Annotated in this window: 21 protein-coding genes; 10 read left to right on the forward strand and 11 right to left on the reverse strand. The window is 61.6% G+C overall.

The features are described from left to right. Positions 1 to 6: 6 nt before the first annotated feature. Both E0E41_RS11770 and fabZ read left to right on the forward strand, forming a co-directional pair. Positions 7 to 2,514 carry a M56 family metallopeptidase gene (locus E0E41_RS11770; RefSeq protein WP_130870070.1) on the forward strand — a complete coding sequence of 836 codons (2,508 nt, stop codon included), beginning with the start codon at positions 7 to 9 and terminating at the stop codon, positions 2,512 to 2,514. 69 nt (positions 2,515 to 2,583) lie between these two features. Continuing rightward, positions 2,584 to 3,027 carry a 3-hydroxyacyl-ACP dehydratase FabZ gene (gene fabZ / locus E0E41_RS11775; protein WP_130870071.1) on the forward strand — a complete coding sequence of 148 codons (444 nt, stop codon included), beginning with the start codon at positions 2,584 to 2,586 and terminating at the stop codon, positions 3,025 to 3,027. 62 nt (positions 3,028 to 3,089) lie between these two features. On the opposite strand, the gene E0E41_RS11780 is transcribed toward fabZ, so the two are convergent. The 4 genes from E0E41_RS11780 to E0E41_RS11795 all read right to left on the reverse strand — a co-directional run bounded on the left by E0E41_RS11780 (position 3,090) and on the right by E0E41_RS11795 (position 8,030). Continuing rightward, a complete protein-coding gene (locus tag E0E41_RS11780; protein WP_130870072.1) occupies positions 3,090 to 4,169 on the reverse strand; it encodes a hypothetical protein in 1,080 nt (359 codons plus the stop codon). After that, entirely contained in the window at positions 4,166 to 4,639 is a 474-nt protein-coding gene (locus E0E41_RS11785) for an RNA polymerase sigma factor (RefSeq protein WP_130870073.1), read from the reverse strand. The genes E0E41_RS11780 and E0E41_RS11785 overlap by 4 nt, the downstream gene beginning before the upstream one ends. A gap of 98 nt (positions 4,640 to 4,737) precedes the next feature. Continuing rightward, positions 4,738 to 5,412: a tRNA (N6-threonylcarbamoyladenosine(37)-N6)-methyltransferase TrmO gene (tsaA, locus tag E0E41_RS11790; protein WP_130870074.1), complete on the reverse strand. Its 675-nt coding sequence runs from the start codon at positions 5,410 to 5,412 to the stop codon at positions 4,738 to 4,740. Continuing rightward, on the reverse strand, positions 5,409 to 8,030 hold the full coding sequence (locus E0E41_RS11795; protein ID WP_130870075.1) for a translation factor GTPase family protein: 2,622 nt from the start codon (positions 8,028 to 8,030) through the stop codon (positions 5,409 to 5,411). The genes tsaA and E0E41_RS11795 overlap by 4 nt, the downstream gene beginning before the upstream one ends. Positions 8,031 to 8,265: 235 nt before the next feature. On the opposite strand from E0E41_RS11795, the gene ppdK reads away from it, so the two are divergent. The 3 genes from ppdK to E0E41_RS11810 all read left to right on the forward strand — a co-directional run bounded on the left by ppdK (position 8,266) and on the right by E0E41_RS11810 (position 14,366). Beyond that, positions 8,266 to 10,908 (forward strand): pyruvate, phosphate dikinase, encoded by a 2,643-nt coding sequence (gene ppdK, locus E0E41_RS11800; protein WP_130870076.1) that lies wholly within the window; start codon positions 8,266 to 8,268, stop codon positions 10,906 to 10,908. A gap of 251 nt (positions 10,909 to 11,159) precedes the next feature. Then, the gene (locus tag E0E41_RS11805; RefSeq protein ID WP_130870077.1) at positions 11,160 to 13,070 is read left to right on the forward strand and encodes an acyl-CoA dehydrogenase family protein; all 1,911 of its coding nucleotides are present in this window, start codon (positions 11,160 to 11,162) and stop codon (positions 13,068 to 13,070) included. Positions 13,071 to 13,154: 84 nt separating this feature from the next. Then, the gene (locus E0E41_RS11810; protein ID WP_130870078.1) at positions 13,155 to 14,366 is read left to right on the forward strand and encodes an FprA family A-type flavoprotein; all 1,212 of its coding nucleotides are present in this window, start codon (positions 13,155 to 13,157) and stop codon (positions 14,364 to 14,366) included. 102 nt (positions 14,367 to 14,468) lie between these two features. Here E0E41_RS11810 and E0E41_RS11815 read toward each other — a convergent pair whose 3' ends face one another. The 4 genes from E0E41_RS11815 to E0E41_RS11830 all read right to left on the reverse strand — a co-directional run bounded on the left by E0E41_RS11815 (position 14,469) and on the right by E0E41_RS11830 (position 16,386). Further along, a complete protein-coding gene (locus E0E41_RS11815; protein ID WP_278045195.1) occupies positions 14,469 to 15,035 on the reverse strand; it encodes an IS3 family transposase in 567 nt (188 codons plus the stop codon). Continuing rightward, positions 15,036 to 15,263: an IS3 family transposase gene (locus E0E41_RS11820; protein ID WP_130870080.1), complete on the reverse strand. Its 228-nt coding sequence runs from the start codon at positions 15,261 to 15,263 to the stop codon at positions 15,036 to 15,038. A gap of 59 nt (positions 15,264 to 15,322) precedes the next feature. Next, positions 15,323 to 15,637 (reverse strand): imidazolonepropionase, encoded by a 315-nt coding sequence (locus tag E0E41_RS11825; RefSeq protein WP_130868367.1) that lies wholly within the window; start codon positions 15,635 to 15,637, stop codon positions 15,323 to 15,325. Positions 15,638 to 15,771: 134 nt separating this feature from the next. Then, positions 15,772 to 16,386, reverse strand: a complete 615-nt coding sequence (locus tag E0E41_RS11830; RefSeq protein WP_130870081.1) for a hypothetical protein — start codon at positions 16,384 to 16,386, stop codon at positions 15,772 to 15,774. A 302-nt stretch (positions 16,387 to 16,688) separates the two neighbouring features. Between E0E41_RS11830 and E0E41_RS11835 the strand changes: the two genes are divergently transcribed. The 4 genes from E0E41_RS11835 (at position 16,689) to E0E41_RS11850 (ending at position 21,002) form a co-directional block, all read left to right on the forward strand. Next, entirely contained in the window at positions 16,689 to 18,017 is a 1,329-nt protein-coding gene (locus tag E0E41_RS11835; protein WP_130870082.1) for an ABC transporter substrate-binding protein, read from the forward strand. A gap of 153 nt (positions 18,018 to 18,170) precedes the next feature. Continuing rightward, on the forward strand, positions 18,171 to 19,229 hold the full coding sequence (locus tag E0E41_RS11840; protein WP_130870083.1) for an ABC transporter ATP-binding protein: 1,059 nt from the start codon (positions 18,171 to 18,173) through the stop codon (positions 19,227 to 19,229). A 20-nt stretch (positions 19,230 to 19,249) separates the two neighbouring features. After that, complete coding sequence (locus tag E0E41_RS11845; RefSeq protein WP_130870084.1) at positions 19,250 to 20,164, forward strand: carbohydrate ABC transporter permease; 915 nt, start codon at positions 19,250 to 19,252, stop codon at positions 20,162 to 20,164. Positions 20,165 to 20,180: 16 nt separating this feature from the next. Then, entirely contained in the window at positions 20,181 to 21,002 is an 822-nt protein-coding gene (locus E0E41_RS11850; RefSeq protein WP_130870085.1) for a carbohydrate ABC transporter permease, read from the forward strand. Between the two features lie 65 nt (positions 21,003 to 21,067). Here E0E41_RS11850 and E0E41_RS11855 read toward each other — a convergent pair whose 3' ends face one another. After that, the gene (locus E0E41_RS11855) at positions 21,068 to 21,961 is read right to left on the reverse strand and encodes a LysR family transcriptional regulator (RefSeq protein WP_130870086.1); all 894 of its coding nucleotides are present in this window, start codon (positions 21,959 to 21,961) and stop codon (positions 21,068 to 21,070) included. A 194-nt stretch (positions 21,962 to 22,155) separates the two neighbouring features. On the opposite strand from E0E41_RS11855, the gene E0E41_RS11860 reads away from it, so the two are divergent. Then, positions 22,156 to 23,094, forward strand: a complete 939-nt coding sequence (locus E0E41_RS11860) for a DMT family transporter (protein ID WP_130870087.1) — start codon at positions 22,156 to 22,158, stop codon at positions 23,092 to 23,094. Positions 23,095 to 23,167: 73 nt separating this feature from the next. Here the strand turns inward: E0E41_RS11860 and E0E41_RS11865 are convergent, their stop codons facing one another. Together E0E41_RS11865 and E0E41_RS11870 are read right to left on the reverse strand one after the other, a co-directional pair. After that, a complete protein-coding gene (locus E0E41_RS11865) occupies positions 23,168 to 24,013 on the reverse strand; it encodes a 3-keto-5-aminohexanoate cleavage protein (protein WP_130870088.1) in 846 nt (281 codons plus the stop codon). A 51-nt stretch (positions 24,014 to 24,064) separates the two neighbouring features. Beyond that, a complete protein-coding gene (locus E0E41_RS11870; RefSeq protein ID WP_130870089.1) occupies positions 24,065 to 25,387 on the reverse strand; it encodes an acetyl-CoA hydrolase/transferase family protein in 1,323 nt (440 codons plus the stop codon). Positions 25,388 to 25,405: the final 18 nt, after the last annotated feature.

The following is a 25,405-nucleotide window of genomic DNA, read 5'->3' on the forward strand; positions in this document are numbered from 1 at the left end:
GGTAGTATGGCGGAGTTTCTGCGCACTCTGCTGACCCTGACGATGCTGGGGTCGGCCCTTACCGGCCTGCTGATGCTGGTACGGCCTTTGATCAAAAGCAAAACGGCTTTTTATTACCTCTGGCTGCTGGTGCTGGTGCGGCTGTGCCTGCCGGTGGGTGTGACCGTCCCTCTGCCTGCCCAGGCTGCGGAGGAGCCCGCGGGGACGGAGATCCAACAGGCCGTGACCCAGCCCGCTCAGCCGGAGCAGGTCCAGCCTCCGGCTCAGGACGGAGCGGCGAATGTCCAGCCCCAGCCGGAGACCCCTATCCGGTTCGCCGTTGACTGGCGGGGACTGCTCACCAGCCCGGCGCTGTGGTTTGCCCTCTGGGGGTTGGGCGCGGCGTTCTGCCTGGGACGCCAGGTGATAGGCTGCCGCCGGTTTGCCCGGCTGATACGGGAAAACGGGGAGCCCCCGGAGCCAGAGACCCTGGCCCTGCTGGCCCGGCTGGACCGGGAGGGCCGGTTCCGTCTGATGGTGTGCCCCTATGTGTCCACCCCCATGCTGCTGGGGATGATGAGACCCACCATCGTGCTCCCACAGGGTGTGGAGCCCGACCGGCTGGGGGACATCCTGGCCCACGAGCTGACCCACGCCCGGCGGTATGACCTGCTGTACAAGTGGTTTGCCGGAGTGGTGACCAGCCTCCACTGGTTCAACCCCCTGATGATCGTGGTGCGCCGCCAGCTGTCCCGGGCCTGCGAGCTGTCCTGTGACGAAGCGGTGGTGAAACGGCTGGACGCCGCCGGACGGCGGCACTACGGGGAGACCCTGCTGGCCATGGCCGCCGGGCAGCCCCCCAGGGGCATGGGGATGCTGGCCGCCACCCTGTGCGAGGAGAAGAAGCATCTGAAGGAGCGGCTGGTATCGGTCATGAAGCACCGGCGGCAGGGCCCGGCGGCGGTGGCAATCACCCTGGTGCTGGCCATCGGCCTCACCGCCTGCGCCGCGGTGCTGGACGCCCAGCCCACCGCCAGCTCCCGGCCGGTGTCCGACCCGGAGGCCCTGCTGGACGACCCAAACCTGTATCAGCTGTCCAACGGCCTGACGGTGGCCCTGCCCGCCGACCTGACGGACGACCTGCTGGTGCAGACCCCGGAGGAGGGCAATACCTTCTTCTCCGTCTACGACAAGCGCAGCTACGAGGCGGGGGGCGGCGCCGAGATGGACATGGGCTGGATCTTCTCCCTGGCCCGGTATGACCAGACAGAGTTTGAGGAATCCCTGGTCACCGACAACAGCGGCCGGACGTTTATCGCCCGGGAGGACGGCTGGTATTACGCCTGGCTGTTCCCCACTGATGTGCGTTTCTACTCGGAGGCGGAGGACCAGACCGGGGACCTGGCGATCTGGACCAAGCTGAATGACCGGCTGCCGGAGGAGATCTTTGCCGACTTTCTCTCCCGCAACGGCCTGGAGAGCTTTGACGAGAGCGAGATCTATCACGACGGCTGCTTCTGGGACAGTGAGCACGTCTACGTGCGCTATGAGGGGACGGAATCGGTCACCCTGCTGATGTCCCAGCCCGCCAACCAGGGGGAGGGCGGCATCTGGTGCGTGGAGGGGTTGTTCTACAACGGGTACGGCAGCTCGGTCCGGGTCCTGCCCCTGAACACCGGTCTGCCGGCGGCGGAATACTACGCCGGTATCCAGAAGGAGGCGGATGAGGGACACCGCACCGATCTGCTCACCCCGGAGGGGGCGGCCATGGACTGGCTGGCCACACGGTATGACGGCGTCACCGCCGATCAGGTCACCCTGGTGGAGGGGGAGCCGGCCTGGAATCTGGCCCAGCGGGTCCTGTGGCCCGCCATGAGTGAGGACGGCTCTGTGCGCCTGACCTATGAAGAGGGGGGAGAGACCCGGACCGACACCTATCAGGGTTTGATCCCTATGGGACAGCTGGGGAACTGGCCCTGGGTCAAGGCCCAGGCCCCCGATTCCAGCGGCGGCAGCACCCTGGTATACAGCCGTAACGGGACCACGGTCATTTTTGCGGCGGACGGCCTGGTGGTTGTGCAGCTGGACACGCCGGCGGGAACCGTGGACTGGTACCGCTGGGCCTGGGACCCCGGTACCACCCCCTATGGGCAGCTGCTCCAGAGCTGCCTGGAGCAGCTGGCGGATGGAACCAATGAGCCGCCCGCCCACACCTATTCCGACCAGGACGTGAGCGAGGCTTATGTGGCGGCGGAGAACTACTTCGTGGAACAGTTCCCCGGCTGCCAGCTGATGAGCGTGGATTACGAGCCTACGCGTTCCTATGAGGTGTCTTATGATTACCGGCCCACCGACGACCAAACGGAGCTGAACAACCGCATTGCTATTTCCATGAGCTTCTTTACCGGTGAAGGTCAGGGGGAGTTAGAGCCCGATGCCTACCATTTTAACGTGATGCTGATCCTCCGGCGGACAGACGAGGATTCGCCCTGGACGGTGTGGGACATCGACTGGTCCCGGGCGTGGAATGTCTGATGCCCCTTCTCAAACAGAGAGAGGAGGGGTACAATAGGGGCAGATCACAGAAAAAAGGAGAGATGCCCGATGGAAACGGTCAGGACCCTGACCCATGAGCAGGTCATGGAGATCATCCCACACCGGGACCCCATGCTTTTGATCGACACGGTTTCGGAGCTGGTGGAGGGGGAGCGGATCACGGCGTCCTTTTACGTGGACCCGGACCGGGAGATTTTCAAAGGCCACTTCCCCGGCGACCCGGTGCTGCCCGGCGTCTATACGGTGGAGGCCACCGCCCAGGCCGCCGACCTGATCCTGATGACCAAGCCGGCCTACGCGGGCAAAACGCCCCTGTTCCTGGGCATCGACCACGTGCGCTTCCGGAAAAAGATCCTGCCGGGGGACACCATGGAGATCCGGGCCAGCCTGCTCAGCGAGCGGGCGGAAAAGGCCATCGTCACCTGCCGGGCGGAGGTATACACCGGCGGAGAGCTGGCGGCGGAGACCGAAGTCACCATCGCCATGCGCTGACCGAACAGAAAAACAGGCCCGGAGCCGCGTCCAGCGGCTCCGGGCCTGTTTTTGTTTTATGATCAGTCCAGGGAAATGACCCAGTTCAGATCTCCGTAGGTGGCCGTATCCTGAGTGCGGACCATACCTCCCCCCAGGCCGTCCCACCAGGCGTCGTGCTCATAGACCAGCTGGACGGCGCCGATTTCCACTGCCGTGATGGGTTCCTCCACCCAGCTTGGGGCGGAGGCCAGCTGGACGTTCACGTGGCCGGAGGTGTAGCTGCGGAAGCCCTCTCCCGCGTCGGGATAGCGGGTTCCGGAGGCCCCGATGAAGGTGACCTGATGGTGGAAGAGGGAGGCTCCCGTCAGGAGAAGCCCGTCCTCAGTCTCCTCCTGGTGGGCGTACACCGACAGCTGCCGGCCGTCCTCGCTCACCAGGGCGGTCACCGTCCCCTCGGCAAAGGTCCGGCTGTCTGAGCAGGCGGCCTGGGCATCCGCCGGAGTGAGGGTCAGGGACCCGGTGTGGGAGCCGCCCCCCTCCAGGTCCAGCAGCTCATAAGTCAGCTCTTCCACCGGTTCCTCCGGCAGCTTGTAGAGGAAGGGCATATGGACCCGGGAGCGGTAGCCCTCCTCCCGCCAGGCCACCTCCGGCCCGCAGTCCAGTCCCACAAGGGAGATCCACGCCCGGCCCTGAGGCGCAAAGCCGTTGTAGGGCAGCCATTCGGAGTAGACCTGATCCCCCTGCTCCAGGGGGACGCCGTCGGCGTACACCCGCAGCTGCCGGGTGGCCAGCTGGTGGGCCTCCTCCTCCGGGCTCACCAGGTAGAGCTCCAGCAGCAGGTAGTCCCCCTGGCTCACGCCGTCCAGCTGGCACAGCCAGTCCCCCTCGGTCCAACGGTCGGCCGCCTCCACCACCATGACAGGCCCGGCGGAGGCGCCCACGCCCGTGAAGTAGCGGACTACCCACCGTACACCGGCGGCCAGGGCCTGATAGTTGACCGCCCCCAGCACCACTGCCAGGCAGAGGACTGCCGCCGCCAGCTGCCGGGCGGTCACCCGACGCCGGGCCGGTTTCTGTTCCGCCGCCGCCAGGGTGCCCTCCACCAGGGCCTGGCTGGGGCCCGCCCGGTCAAAGAGTTCCCGATAGGTCTGTTCCGTCATAGCTCTTCCGCTCCTTTCCATGCGTCCCGCAGCAGAGCCCGCCCCCGGGAGAGCTGGCTGCGGACGGTGCCGGGGCTGCGGCCCAGGATGGACGCGATCTCCTCGGTGGCGTAGCCCTCGTAGTAGTAGAGGTGGAGCACCGCCCGGTATTTTTCGGGCAGCCCCTCCAGAAGCTCCAGCAGCTCCCCCTCCTCAGGATTCCGGGCGGGGATGGCCTCCGACAGGGCCACCGTATTCCGCCTCCAGAAGGAGCGGTGGAGCTTTTTGCAGCAGTTTACCGTCACCCGCAGCAGCCAGGCCTTCCGGTGCTCCTCCTCCCGAAAGGCGGGGGCGGACCGGAGATACCGGAGAAAGACCTCCTGGAACACATCGTCGGCGTCATGACTGCTGTGGGTCTGGGCCAGGGCCAGACGGTACACCATATCCCCGTAGGCCTCCACCGCCTGGCGCAGACTGTCGGTTTCTCCCATGGCACTTCCCCCTTTCCACCCCTAACATCCCTGAGCGGGCGGTTTTGCTGCACCCGGCACAGAAAAAACGGGCGGCCTTCCCGGCCGCCCGCAGACGTCTATTCCACTGACCGGACGTGAAGCACGTCCCCGTCCACCGAGAAGCGCACCTCCAGCCCGGCGAAGGCCATGCCGTACACCCGGTCCGGATCGTGCTGGTAGGAGGGACGGGGGTCCCGGGAGAGCACCCCGATCAAAGCCTCCCGCTTGCCCTCCGGCACCCTGTCCAGCAGCTGGGCCGGAAAGTCCACCTCCAGCACCTTGCCCCCCACGTTGCCGGTAAAGCCCCCGGAAGCCTCCGGGTGGGAATCGGCGTAGGGCAGGTAGGGTTTCACGTCCAGGATGGGGGTGCCGTCCATCAGGTCCGCCCCCGACACCACCAGCACATGGCCCAGATTGGGATCCTTCTCGATCCCCTCCAGTTTCACGCAGGACAGGCCGATGGGGTTGGGACGGAAGGGGGAGCGGGTGGCGAACACCCCCATGCGGGTGTTGCCCCCCAGACGGGGAGGCCGCACCGTGGGGGACCAGGTATCCCGCACCGCCTCAGAGAACTGCCAGATGAGCCACAGGTGGGAGAACTCCTCCAGCCCCCGCAGGGCATCCGGGCTGCGGTACTCCGGCTCAAAGACTACGGTGGCCTTCAATTCCTCCACCAGCCCGCTCTGCCGGGGGATGCCGAACTTGGTGGGGAAGTCGCTGCGGATGGTGGCGATGATGTGCATGGGAATCATTTGTTTCCCTCCTGTGCCTTTTTCAGGGCGGCCTCCACCGGCCGGGATTTGACGGGCTTGTTGATCTGGCGGATCAGGGCGGCGATCTGTCCGGACACCTGTTCCACCTCCGCCTTGAAGGTGGTGGCCGACAGCCGCAGGGCCCCGTGGCCCAGGATGATGAGCTGCTCGGCTCCGTCGGAGGTGGCCACCCGCACCTGGTGGTGTTTCCCGATCTCATAGGTGGTCCGCTCGATATAGGTGTCGGCGGTCTCCGCCTCTTTGGTATACACCACGTAGATATTGTGGTATTTATATACGTCCTGTATACTTCTGGGCACCTTGTAGGCGTCGAATACCAGGATGACCACATTCTTTTTGAAGCCCTGGTAGTTGCTCAGCAGGTCCATCAGCATCTGCCGGGCGGCGTCCAGGTTGGTGCGGGCCACCTGCTTCAGCTCCTCCCAGGCGAAGATGATGTTGTACCCGTCCACCAGCAGGTACTCCGGCCCCTTGTTCTGGGTCTGGACGTTGTACTTGCCCTCGTCCAGGCTGGTGCGGGCGGGCTTGGGGGGCGGGGTAAAGGCCCGGCGCTCCACCTTGCCGTAGGTCCGCTCAAAAATGGCCAATAACTCCTTGTCCTGTTCCAGAGACAGGCCCCGGTCCACCGGGCGGGCAGGCGCGGGGGAGGGGCTGTCCGCCTCCCGGGGAGGCTCCAGGGACAGACCGCTGTCCACGTGGGCCATCTCCTTCACCTGGTCCCATTTTACATTGTAGCCCGCCCCGTGGGCGCAGAACACCGAGCCGGTGGGGTTGTCCACGTCCCGCTCCGGGTCGTAGCCCAGGGCCTCCACCACGGCCTGCTGGTCGTGGCAGGGGAAATAGCCCTTCAGGGAGCAGCTCAGCCGTCCCATGCCCCTGGTGTAGGCGGCCACCTCCCGGCCGTAGTCCCGCAGCCCCGCCACCGGGGCGGATCCGGTGAGGACGGTCAGCTCCCCGGCAGTTTCCGGCGGGTCGCAGTCGCCCCCCATCCGCTGGATGTCGCTCATGGCCCGCCCCACCTGGGGAGAAGGCACCTCCAGCCGGAAGGAGTACCAGGGTTCCAGCAGAACGGATTCCGCCTCCATCAGCCCCTGCCGCACCGCACGGTAGGTAGCCTGCCGGAAGTCGCCTCCCTCGGTGTGCTTCAGGTGGGCCCGGCCTGCCAGCAGGGTGATCTTCACGTCGGTGAGGGGGGAGCCGGTGAGCACCCCCGGGTGGGCCCGCTCGGCCAGATGGGTGAGGATGAGCCGCTGCCAGTTCCGGTCCAGCACATCCTCCGGGCAGGCGGTGGCCAGTTCCACACCGCTGCCCCGCTCTCCCGGCTCCAGCAGCAGGTGGACCTCAGCGTAGTGCCGCAGGGGCTCATAGTGGCCCACCCCGATGACGGGGGCGGCGATGGTCTCCCGGTACACGATGCCCCCCTGCCCGAAGGACACCGCCATGGAAAAGCGCTCCGCAATCAGCCGCTGCAGAATCTCCAGCTGGACCTCTCCCATCAGCTGGATGTGGATCTCCTGCAGGCCCTCGTTCCACACCAGGTGGAGCTGGGGATCCTCCTCCTCCAGCTGGCGCAGCTTCTGCATAGCGGTCACCGGGTCCTGCCCCTCCGGCAGGATCACCTGATAGGTGAGCACCGGCTCCAGAGCGGGGGGCGCCCCCTCCGCCTCAAAGCCCAGGCCCTGGCCCGCCGCCGCGGCGGACAGGCCGGTAACCGCCACCACGCTCCCCGCCGGGGCCTCCTCCACCGGCTGGAATTTCCGGCCGGAGTACAGCCGCAGCTGGTCGGCCTTCTCGCTCCAGCCCGGGCCCTCCAGCAGAGTTTTCACTTTCAGACTGCCGCCGGTGATCTTCATCCAGGCCAGCCGCACCCCCTGGTCGTCCCGTGAGATCTTGAAGATCCGGGCACCGAAATCGGTGGGATACACCGGCCGGGGGGCGTACCGCTCCAGACCCTGGAGAAATTCCGCCACCCCCTCCAGCTTCAGGGCGGAGCCGAACCAGCAGGGGAACAGCTTCCGCCTGGCGATGAGAGCGGTGAGGGCCCCGTCCGGCACCGAGCCGCTCTCCAGATAATCCTCCAGCAGGCCCTCGTCGCACAGGGCGGCCTGCTCATACAGGGTGGGCTTGTCAGAGAAGTCGGCGCAGCCCTCGTCCAGCTGGCTTTTCAGCTGCTCCAGCAGGGCGGCCCGATCCGCCCCCGCCAGGTCCATCTTGTTGACGAACAGAAAGACGGGCACCTGATAGCGCTCCAGCAGCTTCCACAGGGTGTGGGTGTGGCCCTGGACCCCGTCGCTGCCGCTGACCACCAGAATGGCGCAGTCCAGCACGGATAGGGTGCGCTCCATCTCGGCGGAGAAATCCACGTGGCCGGGGGTGTCCAGCAGGGTGAACTCCACCGTCTCCAGCGGCAGCAGGGCCTGCTTGGAGAAAATGGTGATCCCCCGCTCCTTCTCCATGGGGTCGGTGTCCAGAAAGGCGTCCCCGTGATCCACCCGCCCCAGCTTTTTCAACTGCCCGCAGGTGTAGAGCAGCCCCTCCGTCAAAGTGGTCTTCCCCGCATCCACGTGGGCAAGGATGCCCACCGCCAGTCTTTCCATAGCCGACTTCCTTTATATAAGATGTAGTTCAGTATACCATGTTTCCGCTTTTGGGGCAACGGAAAGCCGGGAGAAGAAACATCTGACCGGCAAGTATAGAAAAATTAATTGAAAATACCATATTTTTTAAACAAAAAATCTGGAATCGCTTGCAATCTCAGGACAAGATGGTATAATAGCACCGGTTAGCATATTTGAGAATCTTAAGAGCAAAGAAAACTAGGAGGAATGTGAAATGGGCAATTCCCATAAGTACGTTTATCTGTTTTCAGAGGGCAACGGCTCCATGCGGGAGCTGCTGGGCGGCAAGGGCGCCAACCTGGCTGAAATGACCAACCTCGGCATGCCTGTGCCTCAGGGCTTTACCGTCACCACTGAGGCCTGCACTCAGTACTACAATGACGGCCGCCAGATCAACGAGGAGATCCAGGCTCAGATCTATGAGTATCTGGCCAAGATGGAGGAGATCTGCGGCAAGAAGTTTGCCGATCCCGAGAATCCCCTCCTGGTTTCCGTCCGTTCCGGCGCTCGCGCTTCCATGCCCGGTATGATGGACACCATCCTGAACCTGGGCCTGAACGACGTGGTGGTCGAGGGCCTGGCCAAGTTCACCAACAACCCCCGCTTCGCTTACGATTCCTACCGCCGGTTCATCCAGATGTTCTCCGACGTGGTTATGGAGCTGTCCAAGAAGCGTTTTGAGGAGATCATCGACGACGTCAAGGCCAAGAAGGGCGTCAAGCAGGACGTGGAGCTGGACACCGACGACATGAAGAACCTGGTCGTCCTGTTCAAGGAGTTCTACAAGAAGGAAAAGGGCGAGGACTTCCCCCAGGATCCCAAGGTCCAGCTGATGGAGGCCGTGAAGGCCGTGTTCCGTTCCTGGGACAACCCCCGCGCCAATGTGTACCGCCGCATGAACGAGATCCCCTACGACTGGGGCACCGCCGTCAACGTGCAGGCCATGGTGTTCGGCAACTCCGGCAACAACTCCGGTACCGGCGTGGCCTTCACCCGTAACCCCGCCACCGGCGAGAAGGCTCTGTTCGGCGAGTACCTGATCAACGCCCAGGGCGAGGACGTGGTGGCCGGCGTGCGTACTCCTTCCCCCATCTCCAAGCTGCATGAGGAGATGCCTCAGGTGTACGAGCAGTTCGCCGACATCGCCAACCGCCTGGAGCAGCACTACAAGGATATGCAGGATATGGAGTTCACCATCGAGAACGGCAAGCTCTACATGCTGCAGACCCGTAACGGCAAGCGTACCGCTGTGGCCGCTCTGAAGGTGGCCGTGGACCTGGTGGACGAGGGCATGATCGACGAGAAGGAAGCCGTCTGCCGCGTGGAGCCCAAGCAGCTGGACGCTCTGCTGCACCCCACCTTCGACGCTGAGGCCCTGAAGAAGGCCCAGGTCGTGGGCAAGGGCCTGGCCGCCTCCCCCGGCGCTGCCTGCGGCCGCGTGGTGTTCACCGCTGAGGACGGCAAGGAGTGGCATGCCCGGGGCGAGAAGGTCATCCTGGTCCGTCTGGAGACCTCTCCCGAGGATATCGAGGGTATGCAGGTCTGCCAGGGCATCCTGACCGTCCGCGGCGGCATGACCTCTCACGCTGCCGTTGTGGCCCGCGGCATGGGCACCTGCTGCGTGTCCGGCTGCGGCGACATCGTGGTGGACTACGAGAACAAGAAGTTCACTCTGGCCGGCAGAGAGTATCACGAGGGCGACTGGATCTCCCTGGACGGCTCCACCGGCAACATCTACGGTGAGGCCATTGCCACCGTGCCCGCCGACCCCAACTCCGGCTACTTTGGCCGCCTGATGGGCTGGGCCGACAAGTATCGTCAGCTGAAGGTGTACACCAACGCCGACACTCCCCGCGATGCCGCTCAGGGCTATGCCTTTGGCGCTCAGGGCATCGGCCTGTGCCGTACCGAGCACATGTTCTTCGAGGGTGAGCGCATCAAGGCCATGCGCGAGATGATCGTGGCCGACAACACCGAGGACCGCAAGAAGGCCCTGGCCAAGATCATGCCCTACCAGCAGGGCGACTTTGAGGGCCTGTATGAGGCCATGCAGGGTTACCCCGTGGTCATCCGCTTCCTGGATCCCCCGCTGCACGAGTTCCTGCCCACCAAGGAGGAGGACATCAAGGAGATCGCCGACGAGATGGGTATCACCGTGGAGCGCCTGCACGAGGTCATTGCCTCCCTGCACGAGTTCAACCCCATGATGGGTCACCGTGGCTGCCGTCTGGCTGTCTCCTATCCTGAGATCGCCGAGATGCAGACCACCGCTGTCATCAACGCCGCCATCAACGTGCAGAAGAAGCACCCCGGCTGGAACATGGTTCCCGAGATCATGATCCCCCTGGTGGGCGAGGTCAAGGAGCTCAAGTACGTGAAGGACGTGGTGGTAGCTACCGCCGACGCCATCATCAAGGCCTCCGGCCTCGACATGAAGTATGAGGTCGGCACCATGATCGAGATCCCCCGCGCCGCCCTCACCGCCGACGAGATCGCCAAGGAGGCCCAGTTCTTCTCCTTCGGCACCAACGACCTCACTCAGATGACCTTCGGCTTCTCCCGCGACGACGCCGGCAAGTTCCTGAGCTACTACTACGACAAGAAGATCTACGAGTCCGATCCCTTCGCTCACCTGGATCAGAAGGGTGTGGGCAAGCTGGTGGCCATGGCCGCCAAGATGGGCCGTGAGACCCGCCCCGACATCCACCTGGGTATCTGCGGCGAGCACGGCGGCGACCCCACCTCCGTGGAGTTCTGCCACAATGTGGGCCTGGACTATGTGTCCTGCTCTCCCTACCGTGTGCCTATCGCCCGTCTGGCTGCCGCTCAGGCCGCTATCAAGAATCCCCGGTCCTAAACCGTCCCGGGCTGCATAAGCCAATGAAAACCGCCCCGGTCCAAGCTGGACCGGGGCGGTTTTTCGCGCTCTGCACAGCGGTACCTGTCGCAATGGAGGCTCCTTCTGAAAATACCTGGAAGTCATATAGGATTTATTTTGTTAAAACAGCAAAATACCTATTGACTAAATAGAGAATCTGTTATAATATGCACATATAAAATAATGATTATCGTTATTGTTATTATTAAAACAGAAAAGGAGGAAGTACCATGCTGTTTAAGACCACGGAACAACACGAAGCCCTGCGGGCTAAGATCCGTGCCTTCGCCGAGGCGGAGGTAAAGCCCCAGGCCTTCCTGATGGACAAGGAGAACCAGTTCCCCGACGAGGCCATCAAAAAGCTGGGTGAGTTGGGCCTTATGGGCATTCCCTATCCCAAGGAGTACGGCGGCGCCGGGCTGGATGCCCTGAGCTACGCCATCGCGGTGGAGGAGCTGTCCCGGGTGGACGGCGGCACCGGCGTCATCCTGTCGGCCCACGTGTCCCTGGGCTCCTGGCCCATTTTTGCCTACGGCACCGAGGAGCAGAAGCAGAAGTACCTGGTGCCGCTGGCCCGCGGCGAGAAGATCGGCGCCTTCGGCCTGACCGAGCCCAACGCCGGCTCCGACGCCGGCGGCACCGAGACCACCGCCGTGGACAAGGGCGACCACTGGCTGCTCAACGGCGGCAAGATTTTTATCACCAACGCCCCCAAGGCGGACACCTACGTGGTCTTTGCCGTCACCACCCCTGACATCGGCACCCGGGGCATCTCCGCCTTCATTGTGGAAAAGGGCTGGGAGGGCTTCTCCTTCGGCGACCACTACGACAAGATGGGCATTCGCTCCTCCTCCACCGCAGAGCTGATCTTCAACGACGTGAAGGTACCCAAGGAGAACCTGCTGGGCAAGGAGGGCCAGGGCTTCAAGATTGCCATGTCCACCCTGGACGGCGGGCGCATCGGTATCGCGGCCCAGGCTCTGGGCATCGCCCAGGGGGCCTATGAGGCCGCCGTGGAGTACGCCAAGGAGCGGATCCAGTTCGGCAAGCCCATCGGCTTCAACCAGGCCATCGGCTTTAAGCTGGCCGACATGGCCACCAAGCTCCGCTGCGCCCGGCTGCTGGTGTATTCTGCCGCCGACCTGAAGGAGCACCACGAGCCCTACGGCACCGAGTCCGCCATGGCCAAGATGTACGCCTCCGATATCGCCCTGGAGGTCACCAACGACGCGGTGCAGATCTTCGGCGGCACCGGCTTCCTGAAGGGCATGGACGTGGAGCGGATGTACCGGGACGCCAAGATCACCACCATCTACGAGGGCACCAACGAGATCCAGCGGGTGGTCATCTCCTCCGCCATCCTGGGCAAGCCCCCCAAGAGCGAGGGCGGCTCCTCCAGCCGGCCCAAGAAGCCCGCCCCCGTCACCGGTGTGCGCAAGCGCATCCTGCTGAAGGAGGGCTCTGCCGCCGATCAGGTCAACGCCCTGGTGGAGCACCTGAAGAAGGACGGCCACGACTTTACCGTGGGCATTCCCATGGATACCCCCATCAGCCAGGCGGAGCGGGTGGTATCCGCCGGTCAGGGCATCGGGGACAAGAAGAACATGAAGCTCATCGAGGACCTGGCCCGTGCCGCCGGCGCCGCCGTCGGCTCCTCCCGCCCGGTGGCCGAGACCCTGAAGTATGTGCCCCTGGACCGGTATGTGGGTATGTCCGGCCAGAAGTTCAAGGGCAACCTGTACATCGCCTGCGGCATTTCTGGCGCCGTCCAGCACCTGAAGGGCATCAAGGACGCCTCCACCATCGTGGCCATCAATAAGAACGGCAACGCCCCCATTTTCAAGAACTGCGACTACGGCATCGTGGGCGACGTCAATGAGATCCTGCCCCTGCTGGCCGCCGCCCTGGACACCGGGGAGAAGCAGCCCGCACCTCCCATGGTGAAGATGAAGCGGCCCGCGCCTCCCAAGCCCGAGCCCATCGGCAAGCGGTTCGTGTGCGGCGGCTGCGGCTACGAATACGTCCCCGAGCTGGGCGACCCCGACGCTGAGATCGCCCCCGGCACCCTGTTTGAGAACCTGCCTGAGGACTGGGTGTGCCCCGAGTGCGCCGAGGGCAAGGACATGTTCATTGAAGCCTGAGTGCGCAGGCGCGCGCAGCAGAGCCGCCGGAGCATGACAATATCGTGCGCGGAGCCGCACAACCATATAAAAGGAGGGAATACCATGTATTGCGTCCGCAACGTGACGGAAGATCTGTACTGGGTGGGAGCCAACGACCACCGGCTCCACCTGTTTGAAAACATCCATCCCATCCCCCGGGGCGTGAGCTACAACGCCTACCTGCTGCTGGACGAAAAGACCGTCCTCTTCGACACCGTGGACTGGTCGGCCTGCCGCCAGCTGCTGGAGAATGTGGAGTATCTGCTGGAGGACCGGCCCCTGGATTACCTGCTCATCAACCACATGGAGCCCGACCACGGCGCCTCCATTGAGGAGATCCTGATCCGGTGGCCGGAGGTGAAGGTGATCTCCACCGAGAAGGCCTTCATGTTCATGCGGCAGTTCGGCTTCCACGTGGACGGCCATGAGCTCATCGAGGTGAAGGAGGGGGATACCTTCTCCTTCGGCAAGCACAACGTGGCCTTCGTGGGCGCCCCCATGGTCCACTGGCCCGAGGCCATGGTCACCTTCGACACCACCAACGGCGCCCTCTTCTCCGCCGACGCCTTCGGCTCTTTCGGCGCCCTGGACGGCAAGCTGTTCGCCGACGAGGTCAACTTCGACCGGGACTGGATCGACGACGCCCGGCGTTATCTGACCAATATCGTGGGCAAGTACGGCCCCCACATCCAGCTGCTGCTGAAGAAGGCCGGCGGCATTCTGGACCAGATCAAGTACATCTGCCCCCTCCACGGTCCCGTATGGCGGAAGGATCTGGGGTATTTCATCGACAAGTACGACAAGTGGAGCCGCTACGAGCCGGAGGAGAAGGGCGTGCTCATCGCCTACGCCTCCATGTACGGCAACACCGAGGCCGCAGCCCAGGCCCTGGCCGCCAAGCTGTGCGAGAAGGGCGTGACCAATGTGTGGGTGTACGACGTGTCCAACACCCACGTGTCCTACCTGGTCAGCGAATCCTTCCGGCTGAGCCACATCGTGCTGGCCAGCGTCACCTACAACCTGGGGATCTACCCGGTGATGCACGACTACCTCATGCACCTGAAGGGGCTGAACCTCCAGCACCGCACCTTCGCCATCATCGAAAACGGCTCCTGGGCCCCCAAGTCCGGCGATCTGATGCAGAAGTTTGTGGACGAGGAGCTGAAGAACATGACCGTCCTCAACGAACGGCTCTCCCTGGCTTCCGCCCTCCACCCCGACAAGGCGGGCGAACTGGAATCCCTGGCCGACGCCATTGTAGAATCCATGGCCTGATCCTGCGCACCGGCAGAACAGAAAAACTCCCCCCGCGCATTTTGAACTGCCCCAACTTGTGCAGACAGTACAAAAAAGAGCCCTGGTAGGAAAGATTGAGTTTTAGGCGGAGAGGCGTCGCGCAAGCGGCGCCTCTCCAGTTTTCAACTGGATGCGCTCATGGTTGTAAAACTGGATGTAACGGTCAATCATCTCGTTAGCCTCAGAGAAAGAGACGGGTTTGTGTCGGTAAATACATTCTGTTTTGAGGATAGAGAAGAAATTCTCTGCCATGGCATTGTCATAAGGGTTTCCGCATCTTGACATAGACGGCGTAATGCCGTATGTTTGAGTCAGCTCAAAATATGCTTGTGAGGCGTACTGAGCACCCTGGTCGCTGTGGAGCTGCAACTCTGCAGCGACCCTCTTTTTCTCTCGCTTCATGGCCAGACGAATCGTGTCCAGAACCAGATTCACAGTTTGTTCTGTCCCGGTTTTGTAGGCCACAATGCTATTGTCATAGAGGTCCCGGATCATGGACAGGTACAGTACGCCCTGGTTGGTGTGGATATAGGAGATGTCCGTTACCCATTTGCTGTTGGGCTTGTCCGCATAAAACTGCCGGTTGAGCAGATTTTTGTACCTGTGAACCTGCTGCCCCATTTGCTGCCATTTCCTGCGGCGGCGGATTTAAGACAGCAGATCGTACTTTTTCATAATTCGCAGCACAGTTTTGGGATTACAGAAAATATTTTGACTTTTCAGCCATATCCACATCCGCCGGTACCCGTAGGTACGCAAGGTGCGTTCCCGCTGCCGTGCAATCATTTCCGCAAGAGTGGCATCCTTTTCTGGTCTGCCCAGGCGATGGACAAAGGCGTAGTAGCCGCTTCTGGATACTCCAAAGAATTTACACATGACTGCCACTGGATACTCAGTTCTGTGACGATATATGACATGGTATTTTACCCTTGCCCTCACCTCCTTCCTGTGAAGCACAGAAAATCCCGCAGCAGCTTATTCTCCATACGAAGCCGCTGGATTTCATAGGCCTGCTCTGACACAATGTCTCTTGGTGCGGCGCCTTTCCTCGGCCGTCCTTTGGGCCGCGGGAGAATGCCGGCTTCCAATTTGCGTTCTTTTCTTCGCTCACGCTTAAGCAGCCTTTTTACCACCTGCTTATCCTGAAAGCCGTAGTATTCTGCAACTTCCCGCTGGGTTTTCCCCTCTGCTATCATTGCCTTGATTTCAGGCAGCAGCACTTGAACGTGTGTGTAATTTCGTTTTCCCATGACAAGACCCCCTGATGTAGTCTATTTTCCTACATCAGGGGGTCTTTTGTCACTGTCCGTTTTTACTGGACCTGTTCATTTGGCGCGGGGGGAGTTTTTGCTGATATGCGGATATCGGGGAGTTGGACTGCTCCTTAGAAAAGCACACCCTGCTCCATGTCTTCCCGTACGATCTGGCGCAGTTTCTCCTTCAGCGGGGGATCATACTTGTCCATAAAGGGAGTCACGTCGGTAAAGGAGTCCAGGAAGTCCATGTAATTGCTGCCGCCGGCAACACCCTTCCGGGTGTGGAAATCGTGGATGTCATATTCCGTGGGGAGCTTGCAGTAATTGCGGTGCTGATACTCCTTCAGTACCAGGGTCTTGACGGTGTCGCTGGAGCGCTCCTTTTGGCATTTGCATAGGTAGCGGATCGCCTGGAAGGGGAACAGAGCGCGGGTACCGGTCAGGGTATAGGGGAACTCCTTGCGCAGTTCCTTCAGCGCGTGAATGACCACGGGAGCCGTCACCTCGCCAAAGCCAATATCCTCTACGCAGATCACCGACAGACGCTTCCACAAAAACTCCTCCATGTCGGCGCTGGTAACATACAGCTCATAGCCGCAGCGCACGGCGGTATCCTCATCGGCGTGGCGGATGCTTTTTTGCAGCGCCGAAATCACCTCGTCCGCCGGAAGCCCGTTGCGGGTAGTCACCTTTTCGTAGGGGTCATAAGACGGTCCGAAATCGTATGTAGTATCTCTGTCCATGGCGCTTCCTCCCATCCCGAAAATCATAAATACGGCTGCCGCTCCACTGCGGCGGCTTCAGAAGTAAGGCCATAGTATCATCCGGTCTGGGGAAAGTCAACACGGAAAGTTATTATAAATTTCTATAGATCTATAAGAAATTACAGTTGGTTTCAAGCGGAAAAGTTCCTGTTTTTGTGTTGACTCCCGCAGGGGGGCATGGTATTAATTTTAATAATGAATCGGGCGAAAAAAGAAGAAACGTGAAGAGAAAGAAACACGCGGAAAAGAAGAATAATGGAAGAAAAGGAGATGCTCTCAACATGAAGAAACGGTTTCTCTCTGCTGCGCTTGCCCTGGCGCTGCTGCCCTCCCTGCTCCTGACGGGCTGCGGCCCCAAGAAGGTGGACCCCAACGCGGACGCCTCTTCTACTCCCGCTGCTGGTGAGGAGACCAGCCCCATCGTCACCGAACTGACCTCTCCCGTGGAGATCGAAGTGTGGCACACCTACTCCGATTCCTACGAGACCTGGTTCCAGGAGGTCACCGACAAGTTCAACGAGACCCACGAGAACATTCACGTCACCCTCCAGCTCCAGCCCGGCGACCAGTATGAGGCCAAGGTCATGGCTGCGGCCAAGTCCGGCACCCTGCCCAACATCATCCGCTCTCAGGCGGTGAATATGACCACCTATGCCAACCAGGGCATGCTGGTGGACATGAATGACTACATCTATAACGAGGAAGTGGGTTACCCCAACTTCGATGAGGACATCAACCCCGGCCTGGCCACCCTATACGATCAGTGGGACGGCGCCCGGTATGCCATCCCGCTGTTCATGGGCGGCAACGTGTTTTTCTACAACAAGACCATGTTTGACGAGCTGGGTCTGGAGCCCCCCGCCAAGTGGTCTGATGTGGAGGCGGTAGCCACCGCCGTCAGTGAAAAGATCGGCAAGCCCGGCTTCGGCTTCCAGGTCATGGTGGACGGCTTTATGGAGATGCTCATTCAGGACGGCGGCCAGGTGGTGGATGTGGACACCAACACCGTGGAGTTCGACTCCGACATTGCCAAGGACCGCATCGCCTGGTATCAGGACCTGCTGGACAAGGGTGTGGCCCGTCTGGTGGGCGATGACAAGCACTTCACCAACCCCTTCGCCAACGGCGACGTGGGCTGCTACGTGGCGCTGTCCGGCAACCTGGGCTATCTGACCCAGGCTGTGGGCGACAAGTTTGAACTGGGTGTGGCGCCCCTGCCCCAGGAGGGCCCCGTCCAGTTTGTCAGCCTGAGCGAGCCCATCTTCGCCATCACCAAGAGCACCCCTGAGGAGGAGCTGGCCAGCTGGACCTTTATCAACTACCTGCTCAGCCCCGAAGTGAACGCTGACTGCGCTTCCGTGTTCGGCGGCCTGCCCGCCACCGAGTCCGCCATCAACACCGACCTCTACCAGCAGTTCCTGAACGAGAACCCGGTGGCCCAGGCCGTGCTGGCCGAGAAGGACGCCTTCGGCTACGTGCCCGCCATCGACGGTTTCTATGATGTGCGCACCAGCCTGGACCGCGCTCTGGAGGAGGTATTCCTGGGCATCAGCGACGTGGATACCGCCCTGGCCAACGCCAAGACGACCGCTCAGCAGGCGATCGACTGACCGGGCTGTCTTTCAGACGCTTCCAATCCAATCATTCGGACATGGCCTGCAGCCCTTTCCTCCGGGAAAGGGTGGTGCAGGCCATGTTTCCAGGCACGGACAGGAACATGACGGCCCCACACGGCATTACGGGCGAAAGGACTGAGAGTGGAAATGAATATACGGATCGAACACCTGAGAAAAGAGTTCGCCGGGACAGTGGCCCTGGACGACCTCTCCATTACCTTCCAAAGCGGGAAGCTCACAACTCTGCTGGGTCCCAGCGGCTGCGGCAAGAGTACCCTGCTCAACCTGATCTCCGGCATCCTGCCCGTCAGCGGAGGCGGGATCTTCTTCAGCGACAAGGAGGTCACCAAGCTGCCGCCGGACAAGCGCAATGTGGGTCTGGTGTTCCAGAACTACGCCCTCTATCCCCACATGTCTGTGTGCGACAATATCGCGTTCCCTCTGGAGATCAAAAAGGTGCCCAAGGCCAAGCGGCGGGAGCGGGCCTATGAGCTGGCCCAGCTGCTCCAGATCTCCGATTATTTTGAGCGCAAGCCCTCCCAGCTCTCCGGCGGCCAGCAGCAGCGTGTGGCCATCGCCCGGGCGCTGGCCAAGGAGCCGGATATCCTGCTCCTGGACGAGCCGCTGTCCAACCTGGACGCCCGGCTGCGCCTGGAGATGCGGGAGGAGATCCGCAGGCTTCAGCTCAAGACGGGGATCACCACCATCTTCGTTACCCACGACCAGGAAGAGGCGCTGAGCATTTCCGACTACATCCTGCTCATGCGCAAGGGCACCATTCAGCAGTACGGAGTGCCTCAGGAACTCTATGACAAACCCGCCAACAGCTTTGTGGCGGACTTCCTGGGCAACCCGCCCATCAACATGTTCAACGTGACAGTGGAGGGGACCGACCGGCTGGCGACGGAGGACGGTATCATTTTCCACTATCCCACAGGGGCGCTGGAGCCCGGCCGGAAGGTGCAGTTCGGCGTGCGCAGCGAGGCCTTTATGGTCACCGACCAGGCTGAGATGGGCACGCCCGCTCTGGTGAGCAATGTGTTCCTGAACGGGAAGGAGACCCTCTATCTGCTCCAGATCGGCGGCCAGAGTGTCCGTGCCACCTTCAACGGCGCGGTGCGCTTCGGACAGGGGGACACCATCCTGATTTCCGTGGGTGCAGAGCACAGCCACCTGTTTGACGCCGAGAGCGGCGCGGTGCTCTGAGGGGAAAGGAGGGACCCGGAATGCTGAAAAAGAAACGAAAGGACAGAGGCTATCCCCTTACCCCCCGCACCTTCGGGGAGCCGCTGCTCTATCTGCTGCCCTTCCTCCTGATTATCTCCATCTTCATGATCTACCCCATCGTCACCATTTTCTCCAGCGCTTTCTTTGAGAACTACGACTATCTGAAGGGCACCTTCACCGGCTACGGCCTGGACAATTTCCGCCAGATCTTTGCCGACCCCACCTTTCTGGCCTCTCTGCGCAATACCTTCTTCTATGTGGTCACGGTGGTGCCCATCTCCACCGCTCTGTCCCTGCTCATTGCGGTGCTCCTCAATCAGAAGATCCACTTTCAGGCGTTCTTCCAGTTCGCCTACTTTCTGCCCATGGTCACCGCCCTTATCGCGGTGGGCGTGGTGTGGAAGTGGATGTACCACTATGACTATGGTATCATCAACTTCTTTTTGAGCTGCTTCGGGCTGGAGCCGGTACACTGGCTGGAGGACCCCAATGTGGCGCCCATCGCCCTGACCATCTACGGGATCTGGAACAAGCTGCCCTTCACCATCATCCTCTTCCTCTCCGGCCTGCAGACCATTGACGAGCAGTACTACACCGCCGCCCGGGTGGATGGTGCCAAGAGCGGGCTCATCTTCCGGCGGATCACTCTGCCCATGCTCTCGCCCACCATCGCCCTGGTCATGATCATCAATGTGATCAACACCTCCAAGGTGTTCAACGAGGTCTTTGCCCTCTTCAACGGCAAGCCCGGCCCGGCCTACTCCCTTTATACCATGGTCTTTTACATCTATGAGAATTTCTATAACCGGTGGAACGTGTCCATCGCCTGCGCGGCGGCTATCGTGCTGTTCCTCATCGTCTTTGCGCTGACCCTGCTGCAGATGGGGGTGCAGAAGCGCTGGGACTACCGGTAAAAGGAGGAGAACGGCTATGAAACGGAAAGCTTCCCGCGTCGCCATATACGCGCTGCTGATCGTGGGCGCGCTGACCATGCTGCTGCCCTTTTACTGGATGATCATCAGCGCCTTCAAGACCCCTGAGCAGATCGCCCAGATGCCGCCGCTGTGGTTCCCCACCTCCTTCCGGCTGGACAACTTTGAGTATGCCATGACCTACGCCGCCTTCGGACGGTATATCTTCAACTCCCTGCTGGTCACGGTGTGCAACATGGTGTGCACCATGATCATCACCATCCTGGCGGCCTTTGCCTTTTCCCGGCTGTCCTTCCCGGGCAGAGACGTGATCTTCTCCATTTTCCTGGGCTTTATGATGGTGCCCTTTGAGCTGGTAGCCATCACCAACTACGGCACCATTGTCCAGATGGGCGGGCTGGATTCCTACACGGCATTGATCTTCCCATATACGGCCAATGTGCTGTATGTGTATATCCTGCGCAACTTCTTCCTGGGCATCCCCAACTCCCTCTATCACGCCGCGCGGATCGACGGGGCATCCAACTTCAAGTACCTCACCCGGATCATGATTCCCGTGGCCAAGCCTGCGCTGGTCACCATCGCCCTGCTCAACGGCATCGACACCTGGAACTCCTTCCTGTGGCCCATGCTCATCATCAACGATCCCAACATGCGCACGGTGACCATCGGTCTGACCAGCTTTGTCCAGGACGCCGGCATCCGCTATGAGCGGCTGATGGCCGCCGCCTGCATCGTGGTGCTGCCCATGATCATCCTCTTCCTCTTTGCCAGAAAGTATATCATTACCGCCATGGCCCGGGGCGGTATCAAGGGCTGACTGCGGCCAATCAAGCCACAAAAAAACGCTGCCGGCGGAGAAATCCGCCGGCAGCGCTTTTTCCGTTATTTTCCCTGGAGCAGCTTCTCCTTATGCCGCTCAAAGACCGAGAGGATCAGATCCTCGTGGAGAGTATCCCGCAGGTAGACCAGGTTGAAGTCCTGCCCCGCCGAGAAGCCCTCCACCTCTACCGGCCGCAGCAGACCGGCCTCCAGCTCCCGGCGCACGGTGGATTCGTAGAGGAAGGTGATGCCGATGTTCTCCTCCACCAGATGCTTGATGGCGTTGATGTTGCAGATTTCCTGCACCCCGGCGAACTGGGAGACGCTCAGTCCGCGCTCCTTCAGCGCATTCTCCAGACAGGTGCGGTTGTCGATCTCCACCTCCCGGAGAATGAGCTTTTGGGAGAACAGCTCCTCCATAGCCACTTTCCGGCCGCCTAACGGGGAGCCAGGGCCGCACACCGGCAGCAGCCGCTCCCGGGTGAAAAACCGGCCGGTGTACAGGTCTGGATCAAAATCCCCGTCCAGATAGGCCAGCAGGATATCGCCGTCCAGCAGCTGCTGAAGGAGAACGTCCTTGTATTCCACCGTCATGCTGAAGCCTACCGCTTCGTCCTCCGCCATGCAGCGGCCCAAAATAGGGGGGAGCACAAATTCCCCCATGGTGCAGGTGGCCCCCAAAAAAATCTGGAAAGGTCCGTCCGCCGCCAGAACCCGCTGCTGAATGAAGCGGCTCTCTGCGGCGATTTTCTGGGTATAGCGGCGCAGCTGCTCCCCCCGCTTGGTGAGAGCCAGGGTCTTGCCGTCATAAAGAAAGAGCTTGCCTTTATATACATCCTCCAGGTAGTGGATATGCTGGCTTACCGTAGGCTGTGAAACGTGAAGATTCTTTGCCGCCTTGGTATAACTCTTTGTTTTGCACAGCTCCAAAAACGTATCATATCTAAAGTCAAGCATATTCTATCCTCTTCTTCGTCGGAAAACGGCGATGCTTTACATGATTATATAAATTATGACCGTAAGGCGGATATTTGTCAACTGACAAATGGGGCCGGTTGCATTGCCGGCGGCGGTGTGGTAGACTGTTGTGCGCCAAAGCAAGGATGGCGTCCGGACGCTGCGGCATCTGAGACAGAGAGGAAAACGGCGATATGAGACAAAACCTGAGCGATAAGCGGGTGGTCTTTCTGGTGGCCATGGTGTGCTGCTTTTTGTGGGGCAGCGCCACCCCGGCCATCAAGATCGGCTACCAGGTGTTCCGGATCGACACCGGGGATACCCAGAGCATCATCCTGTTTGCGGGTATCCGGTTTTTGCTGGCGGGACTGCTGGTTGTGCTCTTCCAGAGCCTGCTGCAAAGGCGGTTTCTCCGCCCCCAGAGGGAGGCGCTGCCCAGTATTTTTGCCCTGTCCATGGCCCAGACCGTGGTGCAGTACCTGTTTTTCTATGTGGGACTGGCCCACACCAGCGGGGTCCACGGCACCATCATCTCGGGCACCGGCGGCTTTTTCTCCATCCTGATGGCCAGCCTGATCTTCCGCTATGAGAAGCTGACCGGGGCCAAGGTGCTGGGCTGTGTGGTGGGCTTTGCGGGCATCGTGGTGATGAACCTGTCGGGAGTGACGGGGGAGAGCCTGTTCCAGGTGTCCCTGCTGGGGGAGGGGTTTGTGCTGTTTTCCCAGCTGTCCTACTCCCTGTCCGGCATTCTGGTCAAGCGCTTTTCCGGCCGGTTCGATGTGGTGATGCTCAGCGGCTGGCAGTTCGTGCTGGGCGGGAGCATCATGATCCTGGTGGGGCTTCTGACCGGCGGGCGGATCGGGCTGCCCTCCCGGCCCTGGGCCTACCTGCTGATGCTCTACATGGGCCTGATTTCCGCCGTGGCCTACTCCCTGTGGGGGCTCCTGCTCAAGTACAACCCGGTGAGCCGGGTGTCCATCTTTACCTTCCTCACACCCCTGTTTGGGGTGCTGCTCTCCGCCCTTTTCCTGGGAGAGGCGGAGCAGGCCTTTTCCCTGCGCACCCTGGCGGCCCTGGTGCTGGTGTGCGCGGGTATCTATGCCGTCAACCGCCGGCAGGCAGACGCGTCTTAAGCACAAATAAAAAGGAAGCCGCCCTTCGGTTCATACCGGAGGGCGGCTCTCCTTTTGCGCAGAAACAGTCGGCTTACTTCTTCAGGCTCAGGATCTCGCGGGCCTCGTCGGGGGTGGCCACCTTCTTGCCGAACTCCTCGATGACGCGGCGGGCGCGCTCCACGAACTGGACGTTGCTCTCAGCCAGCACGCCCTTGGAGTACATGACGTTGTCCTCCATGCCCACGCGGATGTGGCCGCCCAGGGCCACGGCGCCGTACAGCATGGTCATGGCGGAGTGACCCACGCCGAAGCAGCTCCAGGTGGAGCCGGGGCACAGGGACTCCATGGTCTCCTTCATGAAAATCAGGTTCTTCATGGTGCCGGGGATGCCGTTGGCGCAGCCCATGCAGAACTGGAAGTGGAGGGGAGCCTTCAGCACGCCCTTCTTCAGGTAGTACTGGGCGTTGGCGATCATGCCGGGGTCAAAGGCCTCGATCTCGGGCTTGATGCCCCACTCCTGCATGTTCCGGCCCAGCTTCTCCAGGAAGGCGGGGGGGTTGAGGAACAGGCCGGTGTGCAGCCAGTTCATGGAGCCGCAGTCGTAGGTGCCCATCTCGGGGCGCAGCTCCTTCAGGTGGACCATCCGCTCGTCGTCGTCGGCGGTGAGGGCGCCGGAGGTGGTCATGTTCACAATGATGTCACAGTCAGGGTGATTGGTGTGCAGCAGCTCCACGGTCTCACGGAACTTGTTCTTGTCCATGGTGCCCTTGCCCTGGTCGTCCCGCATATGCAGGTGGGCGATGGAAGCGCCGGCCTTCCAGCAGGCGTACACGTCCTCAGCGATCTCGGCGGGGGTCATAGGCACGTTGGGATTGTTCTCCTTGGTGGGCCAGGCGCCGGTGGTGGCTACGGTAATAATGGTCTTGTCCATACTCATGTTGATGCACCTCATTTTTTTAAAATTGTCTGACGGCGGCCTTTGCCGCGGTCAGTGGGTCTGGTACAGACGCTGGAATTCCTCCTCCAGCCAGGGACGGAACTGGGGATGGGCGATGGAGATCAGGGCCTTGGCCCGCTCCGTCACCGTCAGGCCCCGCAGGCATACCGCGCCGTACTCGGTGGCCACGTAATGGGTATTGGTCCGGGTCAGCGTGACGGCCGCCCCCTGGGGCAGCAGGGGCAGAATGCGGGACTGGAGCTGTTCCTCGCCGGTTTCCTTGTTTTTCACCGTGTAGGTGGAGCGCAGGGTGATGATGGACTTGCCGTCCGGGGCCATCTGGGCGCCCACGGCGGTGTCCACCTGACCGCCGCTGCCGGAGATCTGGCGGGTGCCCACGCTCTCCGAGGCGCACTGTCCGGACAGGTCGATCTGGAGCGCGGCATTGATGGACACCATGGCCCGGTTGGCAGCTATTACGTTCAGGTCGTTGGTGTAGCACAGGGCCTTGTGCAGAATGGACGGGTTGTCGTCCACAAAGTCGTACAGGGCATGGCTGCCCATGGAGAAGCAGGTGACGGTCTGAAAGGGGTGGAGGGTCTTGCGGGTGTTGTCCACCACGCCGCTGAGGATCAGATCCATGGCGGCGTCGGACAGGGATTCGGTGTGGATGCCCAGGTGCTGCTTGTGGGTCAGCTCGGCGGCCAGGGCGTTGATGGTACTGCCGAAGCCCAGCTGGATGGTGTCGCCGTCCCGCACCAGGTCGGCCACCACCTTGCCCAGCTGCCGGTCCACCTGGTCCGGCTCCTTGGAGAGGAGGGCGGCGGGGTAGCGGTCGGACTCCAGGATGGCGTCCGCCTGGGAGATGTGGATGGTCACGTCTCCAAACACCCGGGGAGCGTGGGAGGCCACCTCCAGCACCAGCCGGCGGGCCCTGGGGATCAGGGCCTGCTCCAGACAGGCGCAGCCCGCCAGGGAAAAGTAGCCGTGCTTGTCCATGGGGGAGACGGTGAGCACCATGCAGTCGTACTCCGGCACCGCATGGGTCCAGTCCCGGGCCACGTTGCGCAGGTGGTTGGGAATGAAGGAACAGATGCCCAGCTGATCGGAGATCTGCTGGATCTTGTTGTAGAACACCGACTGCACCTGGAAGGAGTCCCGGCAGGCCGGGTCGGTGAGCAGGGCCACCGGCTCCAGCGGCAGGTAGTGGAGCACCCGCACCTGCCGCAGCTCCTTGGCCCGGCGGTGGAGAGCGGCGGCATAGTCGGTGGCCAGCAAGGGACCGCCGGCCAGATAGAGGGTGTCTCCCGATCTGACCCGGGCGGCCTCCTCATCCGCCGTGGTGCGCTTGCGGCGGTATTCTTCCTGGAACACAGAAAAACTCCTTTCTGT

The organism is Intestinimonas massiliensis (ex Afouda et al. 2020) (genome assembly GCF_900626285.1).
GTDB classification, from domain to species: Bacteria; Bacillota; Clostridia; order Oscillospirales; family Oscillospiraceae; genus Flavonifractor; species Flavonifractor massiliensis_A.

Excerpts from the sequence above, each read along its gene's own strand:
- E0E41_RS11785 (WP_130870073.1), bottom strand. The coding sequence starts at position 4,639 with ATGGGAGAAACCGACAGTCTGCGCCAGGCGGTGGAGGCCTACGGGGAT.
- E0E41_RS11865 (WP_130870088.1), bottom strand. The coding sequence starts at position 24,013 with ATGAGTATGGACAAGACCATTATTACCGTAGCCACCACCGGCGCCTGG.
- E0E41_RS11810 (WP_130870078.1), top strand. The coding sequence starts at position 13,155 with ATGTATTGCGTCCGCAACGTGACGGAAGATCTGTACTGGGTGGGAGCC.
- E0E41_RS11850 (WP_130870085.1), top strand. The coding sequence starts at position 20,181 with ATGAAACGGAAAGCTTCCCGCGTCGCCATATACGCGCTGCTGATCGTG.
- E0E41_RS11825 (WP_130868367.1), bottom strand. The coding sequence starts at position 15,637 with ATGGGAAAACGAAATTACACACACGTTCAAGTGCTGCTGCCTGAAATC.
- E0E41_RS11860 (WP_130870087.1), top strand. The coding sequence starts at position 22,156 with ATGAGACAAAACCTGAGCGATAAGCGGGTGGTCTTTCTGGTGGCCATG.
- E0E41_RS11780 (WP_130870072.1), bottom strand. The coding sequence starts at position 4,169 with ATGACGGAACAGACCTATCGGGAACTCTTTGACCGGGCGGGCCCCAGC.
- E0E41_RS11820 (WP_130870080.1), bottom strand. The coding sequence starts at position 15,263 with ATGTGTAAATTCTTTGGAGTATCCAGAAGCGGCTACTACGCCTTTGTC.
- tsaA (WP_130870074.1), bottom strand. The coding sequence starts at position 5,412 with ATGATTCCCATGCACATCATCGCCACCATCCGCAGCGACTTCCCCACC.
- E0E41_RS11845 (WP_130870084.1), top strand. The coding sequence starts at position 19,250 with ATGCTGAAAAAGAAACGAAAGGACAGAGGCTATCCCCTTACCCCCCGC.
- E0E41_RS11840 (WP_130870083.1), top strand. The coding sequence starts at position 18,171 with ATGAATATACGGATCGAACACCTGAGAAAAGAGTTCGCCGGGACAGTG.
- E0E41_RS11795 (WP_130870075.1), bottom strand. The coding sequence starts at position 8,030 with ATGGAAAGACTGGCGGTGGGCATCCTTGCCCACGTGGATGCGGGGAAG.
- E0E41_RS11855 (WP_130870086.1), bottom strand. The coding sequence starts at position 21,961 with ATGCTTGACTTTAGATATGATACGTTTTTGGAGCTGTGCAAAACAAAG.
- E0E41_RS11835 (WP_130870082.1), top strand. The coding sequence starts at position 16,689 with ATGAAGAAACGGTTTCTCTCTGCTGCGCTTGCCCTGGCGCTGCTGCCC.
- ppdK (WP_130870076.1), top strand. The coding sequence starts at position 8,266 with ATGGGCAATTCCCATAAGTACGTTTATCTGTTTTCAGAGGGCAACGGC.
- E0E41_RS11805 (WP_130870077.1), top strand. The coding sequence starts at position 11,160 with ATGCTGTTTAAGACCACGGAACAACACGAAGCCCTGCGGGCTAAGATC.
- E0E41_RS11830 (WP_130870081.1), bottom strand. The coding sequence starts at position 16,386 with ATGGACAGAGATACTACATACGATTTCGGACCGTCTTATGACCCCTAC.
- E0E41_RS11770 (WP_130870070.1), top strand. The coding sequence starts at position 7 with ATGGCGGAGTTTCTGCGCACTCTGCTGACCCTGACGATGCTGGGGTCG.
- fabZ (WP_130870071.1), top strand. The coding sequence starts at position 2,584 with ATGGAAACGGTCAGGACCCTGACCCATGAGCAGGTCATGGAGATCATC.